Annotated in this window: 12 protein-coding genes; 2 read left to right on the top strand and 10 right to left on the bottom strand. The window is 68.8% G+C overall.

What is annotated here, in order from left to right; all coding sequences use genetic code 11:
• From AC1D2O_RS31860 to AC1D2O_RS31825, 8 genes are all read right to left on the bottom strand, one after another.
• Nucleotides 1-1,518: an AMP nucleosidase gene (locus AC1D2O_RS31860; RefSeq protein WP_478088358.1), complete on the bottom strand. Its 1,518-nt coding sequence runs from the start codon at nt 1,516-1,518 to the stop codon at nt 1-3.
• 139 nt (nt 1,519-1,657) lie between these two features.
• Nucleotides 1,658-3,013: a glutathione-disulfide reductase gene (gorA, locus tag AC1D2O_RS31855; RefSeq protein WP_478088357.1), complete on the bottom strand. Its 1,356-nt coding sequence runs from the start codon at nt 3,011-3,013 to the stop codon at nt 1,658-1,660.
• 56 nt (nt 3,014-3,069) lie between these two features.
• Nucleotides 3,070-4,896 (bottom strand): DUF6600 domain-containing protein, encoded by a 1,827-nt coding sequence (locus tag AC1D2O_RS31850; protein WP_478158490.1) that lies wholly within the window; start codon nt 4,894-4,896, stop codon nt 3,070-3,072.
• Nucleotides 4,897-5,042: 146 nt separating this feature from the next.
• The gene (locus tag AC1D2O_RS31845; RefSeq protein ID WP_478088353.1) at nt 5,043-6,146 is read right to left on the bottom strand and encodes an extracellular catalytic domain type 1 short-chain-length polyhydroxyalkanoate depolymerase; all 1,104 of its coding nucleotides are present in this window, start codon (nt 6,144-6,146) and stop codon (nt 5,043-5,045) included.
• Nucleotides 6,147-6,178: 32 nt separating this feature from the next.
• Nucleotides 6,179-6,604 (bottom strand): CopG family transcriptional regulator, encoded by a 426-nt coding sequence (locus AC1D2O_RS31840; RefSeq protein ID WP_478088351.1) that lies wholly within the window; start codon nt 6,602-6,604, stop codon nt 6,179-6,181.
• Between the two features lie 56 nt (nt 6,605-6,660).
• Nucleotides 6,661-8,538 (bottom strand): TRAP transporter large permease, encoded by a 1,878-nt coding sequence (locus AC1D2O_RS31835; RefSeq protein ID WP_478088349.1) that lies wholly within the window; start codon nt 8,536-8,538, stop codon nt 6,661-6,663.
• A gap of 10 nt (nt 8,539-8,548) precedes the next feature.
• Entirely contained in the window at nt 8,549-9,205 is a 657-nt protein-coding gene (locus tag AC1D2O_RS31830) for a TRAP transporter small permease subunit (RefSeq protein ID WP_478088347.1), read from the bottom strand.
• A 91-nt stretch (nt 9,206-9,296) separates the two neighbouring features.
• A complete protein-coding gene (locus AC1D2O_RS31825; protein ID WP_478158489.1) occupies nt 9,297-10,412 on the bottom strand; it encodes a TRAP transporter substrate-binding protein in 1,116 nt (371 codons plus the stop codon).
• Nucleotides 10,413-10,578: 166 nt separating this feature from the next.
• On the opposite strand from AC1D2O_RS31825, the gene AC1D2O_RS31820 reads away from it, so the two are divergent.
• The gene (locus tag AC1D2O_RS31820; RefSeq protein ID WP_478088343.1) at nt 10,579-11,031 is read left to right on the top strand and encodes a rhodanese-like domain-containing protein; all 453 of its coding nucleotides are present in this window, start codon (nt 10,579-10,581) and stop codon (nt 11,029-11,031) included.
• A 294-nt stretch (nt 11,032-11,325) separates the two neighbouring features.
• Here AC1D2O_RS31820 and lysM read toward each other — a convergent pair whose 3' ends face one another.
• Nucleotides 11,326-11,787 (bottom strand): peptidoglycan-binding protein LysM, encoded by a 462-nt coding sequence (lysM, locus tag AC1D2O_RS31815; RefSeq protein ID WP_478088341.1) that lies wholly within the window; start codon nt 11,785-11,787, stop codon nt 11,326-11,328.
• A gap of 122 nt (nt 11,788-11,909) precedes the next feature.
• On the opposite strand from lysM, the gene AC1D2O_RS31810 reads away from it, so the two are divergent.
• Nucleotides 11,910-12,683 (top strand): type III pantothenate kinase, encoded by a 774-nt coding sequence (locus tag AC1D2O_RS31810; protein ID WP_478088339.1) that lies wholly within the window; start codon nt 11,910-11,912, stop codon nt 12,681-12,683.
• Nucleotides 12,684-12,824: 141 nt separating this feature from the next.
• Here the strand turns inward: AC1D2O_RS31810 and AC1D2O_RS31805 are convergent, their stop codons facing one another.
• Nucleotides 12,825-13,931 carry a DUF445 domain-containing protein gene (locus tag AC1D2O_RS31805; RefSeq protein WP_478088338.1) on the bottom strand — a complete coding sequence of 369 codons (1,107 nt, stop codon included), beginning with the start codon at nt 13,929-13,931 and terminating at the stop codon, nt 12,825-12,827.
• Between the last annotated feature and the right edge of the window lie 37 nt (nt 13,932-13,968).

The following is a 13,968-nucleotide window of genomic DNA, read 5'->3' as shown; positions in this document are numbered from 1 at the left end:
TTACTGGAAAGCCACTTCCGCGAAGCTTCGCAGCTTGCGGCTGTGCAGCCGGCTCGAACCTTCCTGGCGCAGGATGTCGATGGCGGCCATGCCGATGCGCAAGTGCTGCTCCACGCGCTCGCGGTAGAACTGGTTGGCCATGCCGGGCAGCTTGATCTCGCCGTGCAGCGGCTTGTCGCTGACGCACAGCAGGGTTCCGTAGGGCACCCGGAAACGGAAGCCGTTGGCCGCGATGGTGGCGCTCTCCATGTCGAGCGCGACCGCCCGGCTCTGGCTGAAGCGCCGCTGCGGCTGGTTGCCGGGCAGCAGCTCCCAGTTGCGGTTGTCGGTGCTCGCCACGGTGCCGGTGCGCATGATCTTCTTGAGCTCGGTGCCTTGCGTGCGGGTGACCTCGGCCACCGCCTTCTCGAGCGCGAGCTGGATCTCGGACAGCGCCGGGATCGGCACCCACAGCGGCAGCTCCTCGTCGAGCACGTGGTCCTCGCGCACATAGGCATGCGCCAGCACGTAGTCGCCGAGCCGCTGCCCCTGGCGCAGCCCGGCGCAGTGGCCGAGCATCACCCAGGCGTGCGGCCGCAGCACCGCCACGTGGTCGGTGATGGTCTTGGCATTGGCCGGGCCGACACCGATGTTGACCATGCTGATGCCGGTGCAGTCCTCGCGCACCAGGTGGTAGCCCGGCATCTGCGGCAGCCGCGGCGGCGGCGTGCCCTGCGAGCCGTCGAGCAGTTCGCCGTACATCGAGCTCGAAGCCGCGGCCAGGCCGCGGCGCCGCGTGATCACGTTGCCGGGTTCGATGAAGGCGATGTATTCGCTGTTCTCGTCGGTCATGGCCTCGTGGCCCAATCGCACGAATTCGTCGATGTAGAACTGGTAGTTGGTGAACAGCACGAAATTCTGGAACCACTCGGGCGCGGTGCCGCTGTAGTGGCGCAGCCGGTGCAGCGAATAGTCGACGCGCGCGGCGGTGAAGAGCGACAGCGGCTGCGCCTCGCCGGCCCTGGCTTCGTAGGTGCCATTGGCGATGCCGTCGTCCATCGCGCCGAGGTCCGGCAGGTCGAACACGTCGCGCATCAGCGCTCGGCGCTCGGCGCTCATCGTGCCCTCGATGTGGTCGTTCTCGGCGAACGAGAAGTGGATCGGGATCGGCTGCGTGCTGGTGCCGATCTCGAGTTCGACCTGGTGGTTCTCGAGCAGCAGCCGGAACTGTTCGCGGTAATAGCGCAGGAACAGGTCGGGCCGCGTCAGCGTGGTTTCGTAGCGCCCGGGCCCGGACACGAAGCCGTAGCTCAGGCCGGCATTGGCCGGCGGCGTGCTGCGCGACACCGTGTGGGTGTGGATCCGGACGAAGGGGTAGCAGGCCCGCACGCGGCCCGGCAGGCTCTCGCCGGCCACGAAGCGCTGCATGGCGTCGCGCAGGTGCTGCAGGCCGCCGTTGTAGATCAGGCGGACCTGTTCCAGGGCGGCGTCGGGATCGGTGAACCGGGCTGGAGCGATGAAGGCAGGCATGTACGGCATAAAGGCATTGTGGCTCACCCCCAGGTTGGTCTCACTTCGTGTAGCCCGCCCACCCCCTACCGGGGGCAACACCAGCGGCCCGGCAAAGCCGGTTCCGCGGTGTTTCACCAATGGGCCTGGCTGCGCCGGCCGGGCATTCTCAGCCCGGCATCGGTTCGCGCATCGTCACGAATTCCTCGGCGACCGTGGGGTGGATGCCGATCGTGCGGTCGAACATCGCCTTGGTGGCACCGGCGCGCATCGCGACCGCGAAGCCCTGGACGATCTCGCCGGCGTCGGGGCCGACCATGTGCAGGCCGACCACGCGATCGCTGGCCGTGTCGACCACCAGCTTCATGAAGGTGCGCTCCTTGCTCTCCGACAAGGTGTGGCGCAGCGCGCGGAATTCGCTCGAGAACAGCGTGACGGCGCCGAACTTCATGCGCGCCGCGGCCTCGGTGTAGCCGCAGGTGCCGATGTTCGGGTGCGTGAAGACCGCGGTGGGCGTGAATTCGTAGTCGAGCCGCCGCTCGCCCTTGCCGAACAGCGTGTCCACCACCGCCATCGCCTCGGCCAGCGCCACCGGCGTGAGCTGCTGGCGGGTCGAGACGTCGCCCACCGCGTAGACCGAAGGCGCCGAGCTGCGGTAGTTGGCATCGACCGCCACGCGGCCGCGCTCGTCGAGCGCGATGCCGGCGGCCTCGAGCCCCATGTCCTGGGTGTTCGGCACGCGCCCGGTCGCGAACAGGATGGCGTCGGCCTCGACCCGCTGGCCGCGCGAAAGCACGGCGCACAGGCCGCTGTCCAGGCGGCGGATCGACGTGATCTCGGTGTTGAAGCGGATGTCGACGCCGGCGCGCCGCATTTCCTTGGCCAGGAACTCGCGGATGTCCTCGTCGAAGTCGGACAGAAGATGTGCGCGCCGCTGCAACTGGACGACCTCGGCGCCGAGGCCGTTGAAGATCGAGGCGAACTCGCAGGCGATGTAGCCGCCGCCCACCACCAGCAGGCGTTTCGGGAAAGGGTCGAGATCGAACATCGCGTCGGAGACGATGACATGTTCGCGTCCCGGCAGATCGGGCACGAAGGGCATGCCGCCGGTGGCGAGCAGCACGTGCTGGGCCGTGTACGAGCGGTCGCCGACCTGCACCGTGTGGGGATCGGCGAGCTGCGCCCAGCCCTGGATCAAGGTCACGTCGACGCCTTCGAGGAGGCTGCGATAGACCTCGTTGAGGCGCTTGATCTCGCGCGCGCGGTTGGCCTTCAGCCGGCCCCAGTCGAAGCGCCGTTCGCCGAGGTCCCAGCCGAAGCCGGCCGCCTCCTCGAAGGCTTCGCCATAGCCTGCGGCATAGCTGTAGAGCTTCTTGGGGATGCAGCCCACGTTGACGCAGGTGCCGCCCAGCTCGGCGCTTTCGGCCAGCGCGACGCGGGCGCCGCGCTGCGCGGCCATTCGCGCGGCGCGCACGCCGCCGCTGCCGCCGCCGATGACGAAAAAGTCGAAGTCGTAGGTGCGCATGGGAACTCCTTCGCGCCGACTGTAGCCGGCGCGAGGCGTTGCCGCTGGGCCTTGGCCTATGGACGATCCGGCTGCTGCTGATGGGCAGGCTGGCCCGGCGCCGGCACGCCAGTGCGCTGCGGCGCGCGCGGATCGACAGGCACCCGCGCCTGCTGCTGCATCTGCATCTGCAGGACGCGCTGCTGCACCTCCTGCGCCTGGCGGATGGCGTTGGCCTGCTGCGCCTGCAGCAACTGGTGTTGCGCTTGCAGTTGCTGGGCCTGCGCCTGGGCAGCGCGCTGCTGCATCTCCTGCTGCTGGCGCAAGGCCTGCTGCTGCCATTGCTGCTGCTGCTGGGCCTGCGCCTGCGCGGCACGCTGCTGGGCCTCGATCTGCTGGCGCTGGGCCTGCTGGAGTTGCTGGGCTTGTTGCAGCTGCTGCCCCTGCTGCAGCTGCTGTGCTTGCTGAAGCTGTTGCGCCTGTTGCAGCCGTTGGGCCTGCTGCAGTTGCTGAAGTTGCTGCACCTGCTCGAACTGTCGCAGCTGTATCGCGGCCTGCGGCGGCGGCGGCGCGGCGGGGCGGCCGAAGCCGCCGGGGCCGTGATCGCGGCCGTGCGGAATCGGCGCACCCATGCCGACCGGCACGCCGGTCAGGCGGTCGGCCGGCAGGCGGACCACGTCGCGCCGGCCGATCGGACGGCGGCCGAAGACATCGGTGGGCACCACCGTGACCGCGCCGGGCAGGTGCTGGTTCGCGAAGCCGGCGTCGCGCGCCGCGATCTGCCGCTGGAAGGCGGCCCGATTGGCCGCGTCCACGTAGCGCTGGCTGGTGCGGTAGCCCGGCCGCCAGGGTTCGCCCGGCGCCAGAGGGAACCAGCCCACGCCGTTGCGGCCGCCGCCGATCGCCAGGGTCGCATGGCCGCCGGCCGTGCCGCCGACGAAGCCCACCAGCGCCGGCGCATACACCGGCCGTGCCTGCCGCCGCCCCGGGACCCAGCCCCAGCGCGGGCCGATGCGTGCCCAGCGGCCATAGTGGGCCGGCGCGAAGCCCCAGGGCGCGGCGTCGATCCATGTCCAGCCCCAGGGCGCGACGTCGATCCACTGGCCGTCTTGGTAGGGCGCCCATGCGGCGTCGACGTTGCGCGGATACCAGACGTCGCCGTAGTCCGGGTCGTTCTGCCAGTCGCCATAGGCATCGAGCTGCTGGTAGCCGACCACTTCGCGCGATACGTAGCGCGCCGAGACCGATTGCTCCTCGAGGCGATCGCGTTCGGCCAGCCAGCGATCGAACCCGGTGTCGACGCGAGCCGCCGCTGCGTCCACCGCCGCGAGGTTGCGACCGGAGGTGGTGAGCTGCTGCTGCGCGCCCAGGGCGACCGATTCGCCGCCCTCGCCGAACAGCGTGACATGGCCGGCCGCCACCGCGACGCGGGTGGTGCCGGCGGCCCGATCGGTCTCGACCCGGTAGTCGCCCGGCGCGTCGACCACCAGTGCGAGGTTCGCGGTATCGATCTCGAGGCGCCGGCCGGCCAGTTCCTCGCGCACCCGCAACTGCAGGCGGCCCTGCGAGGCCGTGATGCGGGCGGTGTCGTCGTCGAGTTCGGACACGGTGATGCCGGTCTGCTCATCGAGGCGCAGCGCGATGGCGCCCAGGTAGAGTTCGGCGCGGGCGTCGCGGTCGGTCCAGACCCGGTCGCCCGTGGTGATCGGGCGGTTCGGGCCGAGCTCGAACCAGTCGTTGTCGCCGGCGGGCGAAAAGCTCACCGCGCCCTGCTGGTAGTTCAGGTGGCCGACCCGGCCGGGAGGGTCTTGCTGGGCGGACACGGGCAGGCCTGCCAGCAGCAATGCCAGGCCGAGCAGCCAGCGCGCGGCGCGTGCGGAAAAGAGGGCGGTGCGGTGCTTCATCCGATCCTTCTTTCGTCTCTTCGCACTCAACGCACGAAGGCGGGTCCGCGCTGGCATCCGCTGTGCAAAGCACCGCAATATTTCCCCCCGGCAGGCAACCGCATGTAAGCGTGGCTTGCCTCCGTCCGGCGGCCGAGGTCGCGGGTTCAGGGCGTGGCTGGGGCCATCGCTTTGCGGTGGCTCAGGAAGAAACGCAGCATCTCGGCGCTGGCGTCCGGGCCCGAAGGGTCGGTGTAGGAGCCGCGCGCGTTGCCGCCGGACCAGGCGTGGCCGGCGCCGTGCAGCAGCCAGTGCTCGACGGCCGGCAGGCCCCGGGCATCCGTGTGCACGCGGCGGGTGAAGGCGCGGCCCTGCGTCGAGCGGCCGTCCGATGCCTGCGCCGACGCTGCGGCCTCTTCCTGGCCCGCGAGTGCCGCGGTGACCAGCGCCTCGCCATTGCGGACATTCACGGTGCCATCGGCGTCGCCATGGAAGACGATGGTCGGCACCGTCCGTCCGCCCGAACCGGCGGCGGCGGGCCCGCTCTTCATCGCGGCCAGCGCCGACATCAGGTCGCTGGCCGCGCCGCTCGGCAGGCCGGAGTGCACGCCCACCGCGGCGAACAGGTCGGGGTAGCTGCGCCCGAGGATGTCGGCCATCGCGCCACCGGCAGACAGGCCCGCGACATAGACCCGCTCGGGGTCGACGCCGTGGGCGTCGATGACCGACTGCGCGAGGCTGGCCAGCAGGGCCGGTTCGCCGCGCCCGCGCTGCTGGTGCTGCGGTTTGAACCAGTTCCAGCACTTCGACGAATTGGCGTGCTGGGTCTGCGCCGGGTAGAGCACCAGAAAACCGTGCTCGCGCGCCAGCTGGTTCATCTGCGTGCCGGCGGCGAAGTCCTCCGGGTTCTGGGTGCAGCCGTGCAGCATGAGCACCAGCGGGCGCGGGCTGCCGGCACCCGTTTCGGGCACGAACAGCTTGTAGGCGATCGGCCGGTGCTGGTGGGCGAACAGGCCGTCGGTCCATTGCTCGGTGCCGCTTTCGCGCGTCGGGAGGTGTGCCGGGGCGGGCCCGACGACGCGGGCCTCGACGTCCACGACCGGCGCCTCGTCATCGTTGGCCGCAGGCGCGGCGGGGGTCGTCCGCTCGGCCCGGGGCGTCGCGTCGGCGCCGCCCAGCGCGCGCTGGATCGCCCGGGTCGCCTCCTGCAGGTGGCCCCCCTGGGTGAGAAGGGTGGCCTTGCGCATCAGGCGTTCGAACAGGGGATTCATGGGGTGCCTCGAAGGAAGGGAAAGCGAGGGAATCAATGCAGGCGGTCGGCCAGCGCGGCCTTGACCGCGGCACTCGCGTGCAGGGCGCCGAGCACCGTGACCGAAGCGATCGTTTCGAGCGCCAGTTCGGGCGTCACGTCAGCGGAAATGCTCGCCAGGCCGAGCACCCGGATCTCGAGCTTCTCGCCGGCGCCGCGGACCGCCTCGAGGTCGGCGGCGCTGAATTGCTGCAGGCCGAGCACCAGCATCTTGCGCGCGACCACCTGCTTCAGTGCCTCGCCATGGACCGCCAGCTGGTTGCGGATGGCGGTCCGGATGAAGTCGGTGCGGTTCGAGTAGAAGCCCTCGGCCACCAGCAGGTCGACGTGGCCCAGGTCGACATAGCCGAGGTTGATCGTGATCTTCTCGGCCTCAGGCGGCCTGGCGCGCAGCGCGGCGGGGACGGGATGACTTTGCATCTCGCCATCCTACCACCATCCCGTTGCCATCCATATGGATGGTTTTTGATGTCTGGCTAGCCTCCATAAAGATACTTCGGCAGCCACAGCGTCAGGCCGGGCCAGACATACATGAACACCATGCACAGGATCACGATGAGCATGTAGGGCATCATGCCCGCGAAGATCTGGTTGAGCGTCACGTGCGAAGGCGACACCCCTTTCAGATAGAAGGCCGACATCGCCACCGGCGGCGACAGGAAGGCGGCCTGCAGGTTCACGAAGACCAGCACGCCGAAGAGCAGCGGGTCGATCTGGAAATGCGCCAGCAGCGGCAGGAAGATCGGGATGAAGATCACGATGATCTCGGTCCATTCGAGCGGCCAGCCGAGCACGAAGATGATCGCCTGCGACAGCAGCAGGAACTGCAGCGGCGTCAGGTTCATCCCCATCACCCACTCTTCGATGACGCGCTGGCCGCCGAGCAGCGCGAAGACCGCCGAGAACAGCGCGGAGCCCACGAACAGCCAGCAGACCATCGCCGTGGTCTTCGCGGTCAGGAACACGGCCTCCTTGATGCGCTGGAAGTTCAGCGTCTTTGCCTGCCAGGCCATCAGGAAGGCGCCCGCCGCGCCGACGGCCGCCGATTCGGTCGCGGTGGTGATGCCGAACAGGATCACGCCCAGCACGATCAGCGTCAGGATGCCCAGCGGCATGACCGATGACACCAGCATGCGCAGGATCTCGAACTGCTCGGCGTCCAGCTTCGCGTAGTACCAGCCGAGCAGCGCCAGCACGAAGGCGCAGGTCCACCAGAAGCCCGTGTAGAAGGCGGCGGGGACCGCTTGCGCGTGCGGCGCGGCGACCGGCTCGCCGAGCGCCTGCAGGCCTTCCGAGGCGCCGCCGGGGGAGTGGCTCTCAGCGCCGGGCGGCTCCTGCACGCCTTCGGACGAGGGCGGCTCCTGCAAGCCCTCGGTCGGCGGTTCCGGCAGTGCGCTGCCGCCCCGCGGCGCCTGCCCGGACTGCTCTGCCACCGGAGGCGGCGTGTCGGTGTCCGCCTGCGAGTAGATCGTCACATACCACCAGACGGAGCCCAGCGTGACGATCGAAAGAAGAAGCGGCACGAGCGCCTGCGCCAGATAGCCCAGCAGCGTCCGCCACGTGATTCGCAGGCCGGCGGCTGCCGCGCCCAACGCACGTCCGGGCAGAATCACCGCGGTCGCGAGCGCCGGCAGCATGCGCGGCGAGTAGCTGGCAGCGAGGTGCGCCACCGCGGGCGTGACGGGGGCGCGCTGTGCCTCGGGCGGCAGCTTCGGCGCCACCTTGGGCTGGATCAGCGCCCAGGCAATGACGTAGATCAGATAGAGGAACGCGAGAAAGAAGCCCGGAAACATCGCCGCCGCGTAGAGCTTGACGACCGACTGCCCGGCCACCGCGGCGTAGACGATGATCATCACCGACGGGGGGATCAGAATCCCCAGCGTGCCGCCCGCGGTGATCACGCCGGCGGCGAGCCGCGTGTCGTAGCCCGCGTTGAGCATCGGCCGCATCGCGATCACGCCCATCAGCACCACCACCGCGCCGACCAGGCCGCTGGCGATGCCCCAGAAGGTGCAGATGATCAGGGTCGCGACCGCCAGCGATCCCGGCACGCGCCGGAACGCGAGCTGCACGCTGTAGAACATCTTGTCGACCAGCGCGCCGCGTTCCATCACGTAGCCCATCAGCACGAACAGCGGGATCGACAGCAGCGTCTCGTTGGTCATCGCGCCGAAGGTGCGCTGCACCATCAGGTCGAAGACGTGGTTGTCGAACCACGGCGCGGCGGGGTCGTAGAACGCGACGAAGCCGAACAGCATGCCCAGCCCCATCAGGGTGAAGGCGGTGGGGAAGCCCAGCATGATGACGACCACGATGAGGCCGAGCATCGTGAGCCCGAGTACGGCCTGGGTCATTCGAAGCGCCTCATGTCGCCTCCCTGCCGCGCAGGCGCGCCGCTTCGTCCAGGTCCTTGGCGCGCTCGATGGCGTCGCGCCGCGCCTCCTCGTCCACGAAGGTGCTGTTGGCGAGCTGCTGCTCGACCACGTCCATCTCGCCGGCGTCCTTCAGTCGCGGCGTCCAGGCGCCGGTGCGCAGGCACACCACGCAGCGCAGGATCTCGGCGAGCCCCTGCAGCATCACGATGGCGCCGGCCAGTGGGATCACGAACTTGAAGGGATACACCGGCAGCGGCGTGGCATTGAAGGTCTGCTCGTTCATGGCCAGGGAGTCCTGGAAGTAGCTCCAGCCGGCCCAGGTCAGGGCGCCGATGCCGGGGAGGAAGAAGGCGATGTAGAGCACCAGGTCCAGGGTGGCCTGGGTGCGCGGCTTCATGCTGGCGTAGAGGAAGTCGCCGCGCACATGGCCGTCCTGCGACAGCGCGTAGGCGCCGCACATCATGAAGAGCGTGCCGTAGAGCATGTTGTTCACGTCGTAGATCCACGCCGTGGGTGCGTTGAGCGCATAGCGCTTGAACACCTCGGCGCACACCACCAGCATGAGCGCCACGATGAGCCACGCGAAAGCCTTGCCGGTCCAGGTGCTCAGGCGGTCGGCGGCATGCAGCAGTTGTTGGGTTTTCATCGGCGTCGCGGCGTGCAGCTACCTGGGCAGGAAGGCGCCTTCCGGGGTCAACCGGAAAGCTGGCGCCGCGATGGCGGGAGGCGCATGGCCGTCAGGCCTTCTTCGCCGAGGAGGAGAAGTAGTGGTTGTAGGCCATCTTGAAATCGACCATGTAGTCGTTCTGCCATTGGCCGGCGGCCTGTGCAAAGGTCTTCTGCGAATCGAGCACCTTCTGGAACAGCGGGTTTTCCTTCGCCTTCTGGGCAATGGTCTTGTCCCAGGCGGCGAGCTGGGCGCGCAGGATGGCGTCGGGCGTCTTGTAGAACTTGACGCCGGCCTTCTTCATCTCCTGGTAGTCCTTGGTGTTGCGGTCCACGGCCTTCCAGCTCATGTCGGCGCTGGCGGCCTGCACCGCGTAGTCGATGATGGACCGAAGCTCCTGCGGCAACGCGTTGTACTTGCCCTTGTTGAACAGGATCTCGAACTGCTCGCCGCTCTGGTGAAAGCTCTGCAGCATGCAGTTTTTCGCCACATCGGGAAAACCCAGCACGCGATCGCTCGACGCATTGTTGAACTCGGCGGCGTCGATCAGGCCGCGGTCGAGCGCCGGCACGATCTCGCCGCCGGACAGCGGGTTCACCGCCGCGCCCAGCTCGGTGAAGATGTCGACCGCGAGACCCACGGTGCGGTACTTCAGGCCCTTGAGGTCCTCGACGCGCGCAATCGGCTTCTTGAACCAGCCCAGCGGCTGCGTCGGCATCGGGCCATAGAGGTACGACACCACGTCCATGTGGATCGACTTGTAGATTTCCTCGAGCAGCGCCTTGCCGCCGCCGTAGTAGTGCCAGGCCAGGACCATGTTCGCATCCATGCCGTAGGCCGGGCCCGAGCCCCACAGCGCGAGCGCCGAATTCTTGCCGTAGTGGTAGGCCACGACACCATGGCCGCCGTCCAGCGTGCCCTTGTTCACCGCTTCGAGGAGCTGGAAGGCCGGCACCACGGCGCCCGAGGGCAGGACTTCGATCTTCAGGCGGCCGCCCGCCATGTCGTTGACCTTCTTGGCGAAGTCGTTGGCGTATTCATGGAAGATATCCTTCGCCGGCCAGGTGCTCTGGAATCGCATCGAAGTGGTCTGGGCCATGCTGATCATGGGCGCGGACAGTGCGCCCGCCGCGACGGCGGCCCCCTTCAACACACTGCGTCGACGGCTCATTGAGTTCTCTGTCATCGCGTGCCTCCGTGGGTATGAGACCTAGACATTTTCTTTGATGTGTGAACTTTTGTGATAGAGAGGGTTTTCTCGAACTGAGCAGAATTCGATCTGTGGCGGGCCGTTTTCCCAAGTGGTGAAGAATTCGGCCCGGCTCTTTCCCTCCATGTTTCAAGGACAAGAAATGACTCCCATCGACGCGACAACGTCTTCCCCGGCTGCCGATCGGGCCGGTGTGAGGCCGGCCGCGGGCTATGCCGGCGACGTCACGCCGGAACAGGCGGCGCAATGGATCGACAGCGGCGAGGGTGTGCTGGTCGACATTCGCAGCGACGCCGAACGCGAATGGGTGGGCTACGTGCCGGGCGCGCTGGGCCTGGCCTGGAAGCAGTGGCCCGGCATGGCGCTCAATCCGGCCTTCGACGAAGTCTTGCGGGCCGCCGTGCCGGCGGACGCCAAGGTCTTGATGCTGTGCCGCAGCGGCGTGCGATCGATCGCGGCCGCCAGGCGCGCGACCGAACTCGGCCTCGAGGCCTACAACATCCTCGAAGGCTTCGAGGGCGATGCCGACGAAGAGGGCCATCGCGGCCGCAAGGGCGGCTGGCGCTTCCGCGGCCTACCCTGGAAACAGATGTAGTAGGTGTTGCTCGCCCCCAGGTCGGGCTCACTTCGTGTAGCCCTCCCACCCCCTACCGGGGGCAACACCAGCGGCCCGGCGGAGCCGGTTCCGCGGTGTTCCACCAACAGGCCTGGCTGCGCCGGCCAGATCATTCGGCGCTGTGTTTTTTCTACGGCTGCGCGCGGCGCGCCCGTTCGTGGGCAGCCGCGGAACCGGCTTCGCCGGGCCGCTGGCTGCGCCCCCGGTAGGGGGTGGGCGCCCGGACACGAAGTGCCGGGCAACCTGGGGGCGAGCTCAGAGCCTTGGGGCGAGTCAGAGCTTCGGAATGCGTAGTTTCTGGCCCGGATAGATCTTGTCCGGATGGCTCAGCATCGGCTTGTTGGCCTCGAAGATCGCGTTGTACTTGTTGGCGTCGCCGTAGAACTTCTTCGAGATCGCCGAGAGCGTGTCGCCGCGGACCACGTCGTGGTATTGCGCCGGATCGGCGGCCGGTGCCACCAGGTTGTTGTCGACCTGCGTCACGTTGGCCACGTTGCCCGCGGCCAGCGAGGCCTTCTCGCTGGCTTCCTGCGAGGGCGCGCTGCCCGACAGCGTCACGATGCCGGTGACGGCGACGTAGCCGACTTCCAGTCCTGTCAGGCCCAGGTTCTGGGTCTCGATGTAGGTCTTGATCGCCGCTGCCGCCGCCTGGTCCTTGTCCGGCTCCGCCGCCTGCGCCGCCGAACCGCCGAAGAGCTTCTCTCCGGCCTCCTTGATGAAACTCAGCAAACCCATGGCTTTCTCCTTGTGACGTGTGGATGGGACAGGCGACTTTAACGGCGGAAGATGGCACCTTCGCGTAGGCTGTGGCCGCATCTGCAAGCGCCCGTAAGCACAAACTCGCAATAATGCCGCGCATGGCATTCCTCGCGATCGACATCGGCAACACCCGCCTCAAGTGGTCCCTCTACGATGCGGCACGGCCCGGCGCCGCGCTGCTCGCGCATGGTGCAGAGTTCCTCGACCACATCGAGCGGCTGGCCGACGGTCCCTGGGCCGAACTGCCTGCGCCCGATTCGATGCTGGGCTGCGTGGTGGCCGGCGATGCGGTGCGGCGCCGCGCCGAGGAGCAGTTGGTGGAGCATTTCGAGTGCTCGCCGCGCTGGGTGGTTTCCAGTGTGGCCGAGGCCGGCATCGTGAACGGCTACGACCACCCGACGCGCCTGGGCGCCGACCGCTGGGTCGCGATGATCGGCGCGCGCCACCGCATGATGTCGCAAGGCGCTGCGCGGCCGATGGTGGTGGTGATGATCGGCACCGCGGTCACGGTCGAGGCGGTCGACACCCATGGCCGCTTTCTCGGCGGCCTGATCCTGCCGGGCCACGGCATCATGCTGCGCGCGCTCGAGTCCGGCACGGCCGGCCTGCATGTGCCGACCGGCGAGGTGCGCGAGTTCCCGACCAACACCAGCGACGCCCTGACCAGCGGCGGCACCTATGCGATCGCGGGCGCGGTCGACCGCATGGTGCAGCATGTGAGGGCGCACTGCGGCGCCGAGCCGGCCTGCTACATGACCGGCGGCGCGGGCTGGAAGATGGCGCCCAGCATGAACGGCGACTTCGAGTTGGTCGACAGCCTGATCATGGACGGGCTGCTGGTGATCGCCCAGGAGCGCCTGCTCCCGGGGTAGGTGCCCCCCCGAAGCGCCTTCGGCGCTGCCCCCCAGGGGGCGATACCAGCGGCCCGGCGAAGCCGGTTCCGCGGTATCCCAGGATCTGGGCGCGCCGGTTTCATGCGTCGCGGAGGGGGCATGGCGCCGGCTCCCGCTTGATCAGCCCTTCCAGAGCTGCGTGGCGGTGTGGATCGCCAGGCCGACCAGGCCGCCGACCAGGGTGCCGTTGACCCGGATGAATTGCAGGTCGCGGCCGATGTGGCGCTCGAGTTCGCTCGTCATCTCGTCGGCGTTCCAGTCGGCCACGCGTTCCACGATGTAGCGCCGGATGTCCTCGCGATAGCGCTCGATGGCGCGCGGTGCCGCATCCAGGATCTGCTCGTTGATCCAGCGGCACATCGCCGCGTCGGCCGAAAGCCGCGCGCCCAGGGTGCCCGCCATGCCGACCAGGCGCCGGTGGATGGTCGACTCGCTTTTCGCCAGGTCGTCGTGCAGCCAGGCCAGCAGTTCGCTCCACAGGCCGTGCAGGTAGTCGCCCAGCGCCGGATGCGCCTGCAGTTCGGCCCGGATCGCTTCGCCGCGGCGGTGGAATTCGGGGTCGGCCTTCAGCCGTTCGACGAAGCCGGCCATGTAGGCATCGAAGCGCAGCCGCAGCGGATGCGCCGGCTCGATGGCGATCTCACCGAGGGTGTGGACTGCCGCGGCCACGATCTTGCGCGTGGCGAGCCTGGCCGCCATCTGGTCCAGCCCGACGTAGCGCAGCGCCTTGATCTCGCGCGCGATCGCCTCGGTGACCCGCTCCTGCACATCCTCGCCCTCGACCGCGTCCGCCACCTGCCGCAGCACGTCGTCCAGCAGCGCGTGATGGCGGCCATCGGCGGTCAGCGCCTCGAGCGCCTGGCCGGCCAGCCTGGCGAGATCCACCTGGGCGAGCCCGGCGGCCGCCATGCGGCCGAGGAAATCGCGCACCCGTGCGTCGTCGAAGGCCGCGAGACCGTAGCGCGTCGCGGCCACCAGGTGGCCGCCGATCTTCTCGGCGCTCTCGGGCCGCGAGAGCCAGTCGGCGAGCCGCGCGGCAGGGTCGAACTGCGCCAGCTTGGCCAGCACCTGCGGCGTGCTCAGGAAGTTGTTGCAGATGAAGCCGGCGAGCCTGGCGCCGATGCGGTCCTTGTTGGCCGGGATGATCGCGGTATGCGGGATCGGCAGGCCCAGCGGGTGCCGGAACAGCGCCACCACCGCGAACCAGTCCGCGATCGCGCCGACCATTGCGGCTTCGGCGAAGGCCGCCACGTAGCCCCAGGCC

The organism is Variovorax sp. P1_G12 (assembly GCF_056405555.1).
The sequence above is the reverse complement of the archived record's forward strand: the minus strand, read 5'-3'. Positions and strand labels throughout refer to the sequence as shown.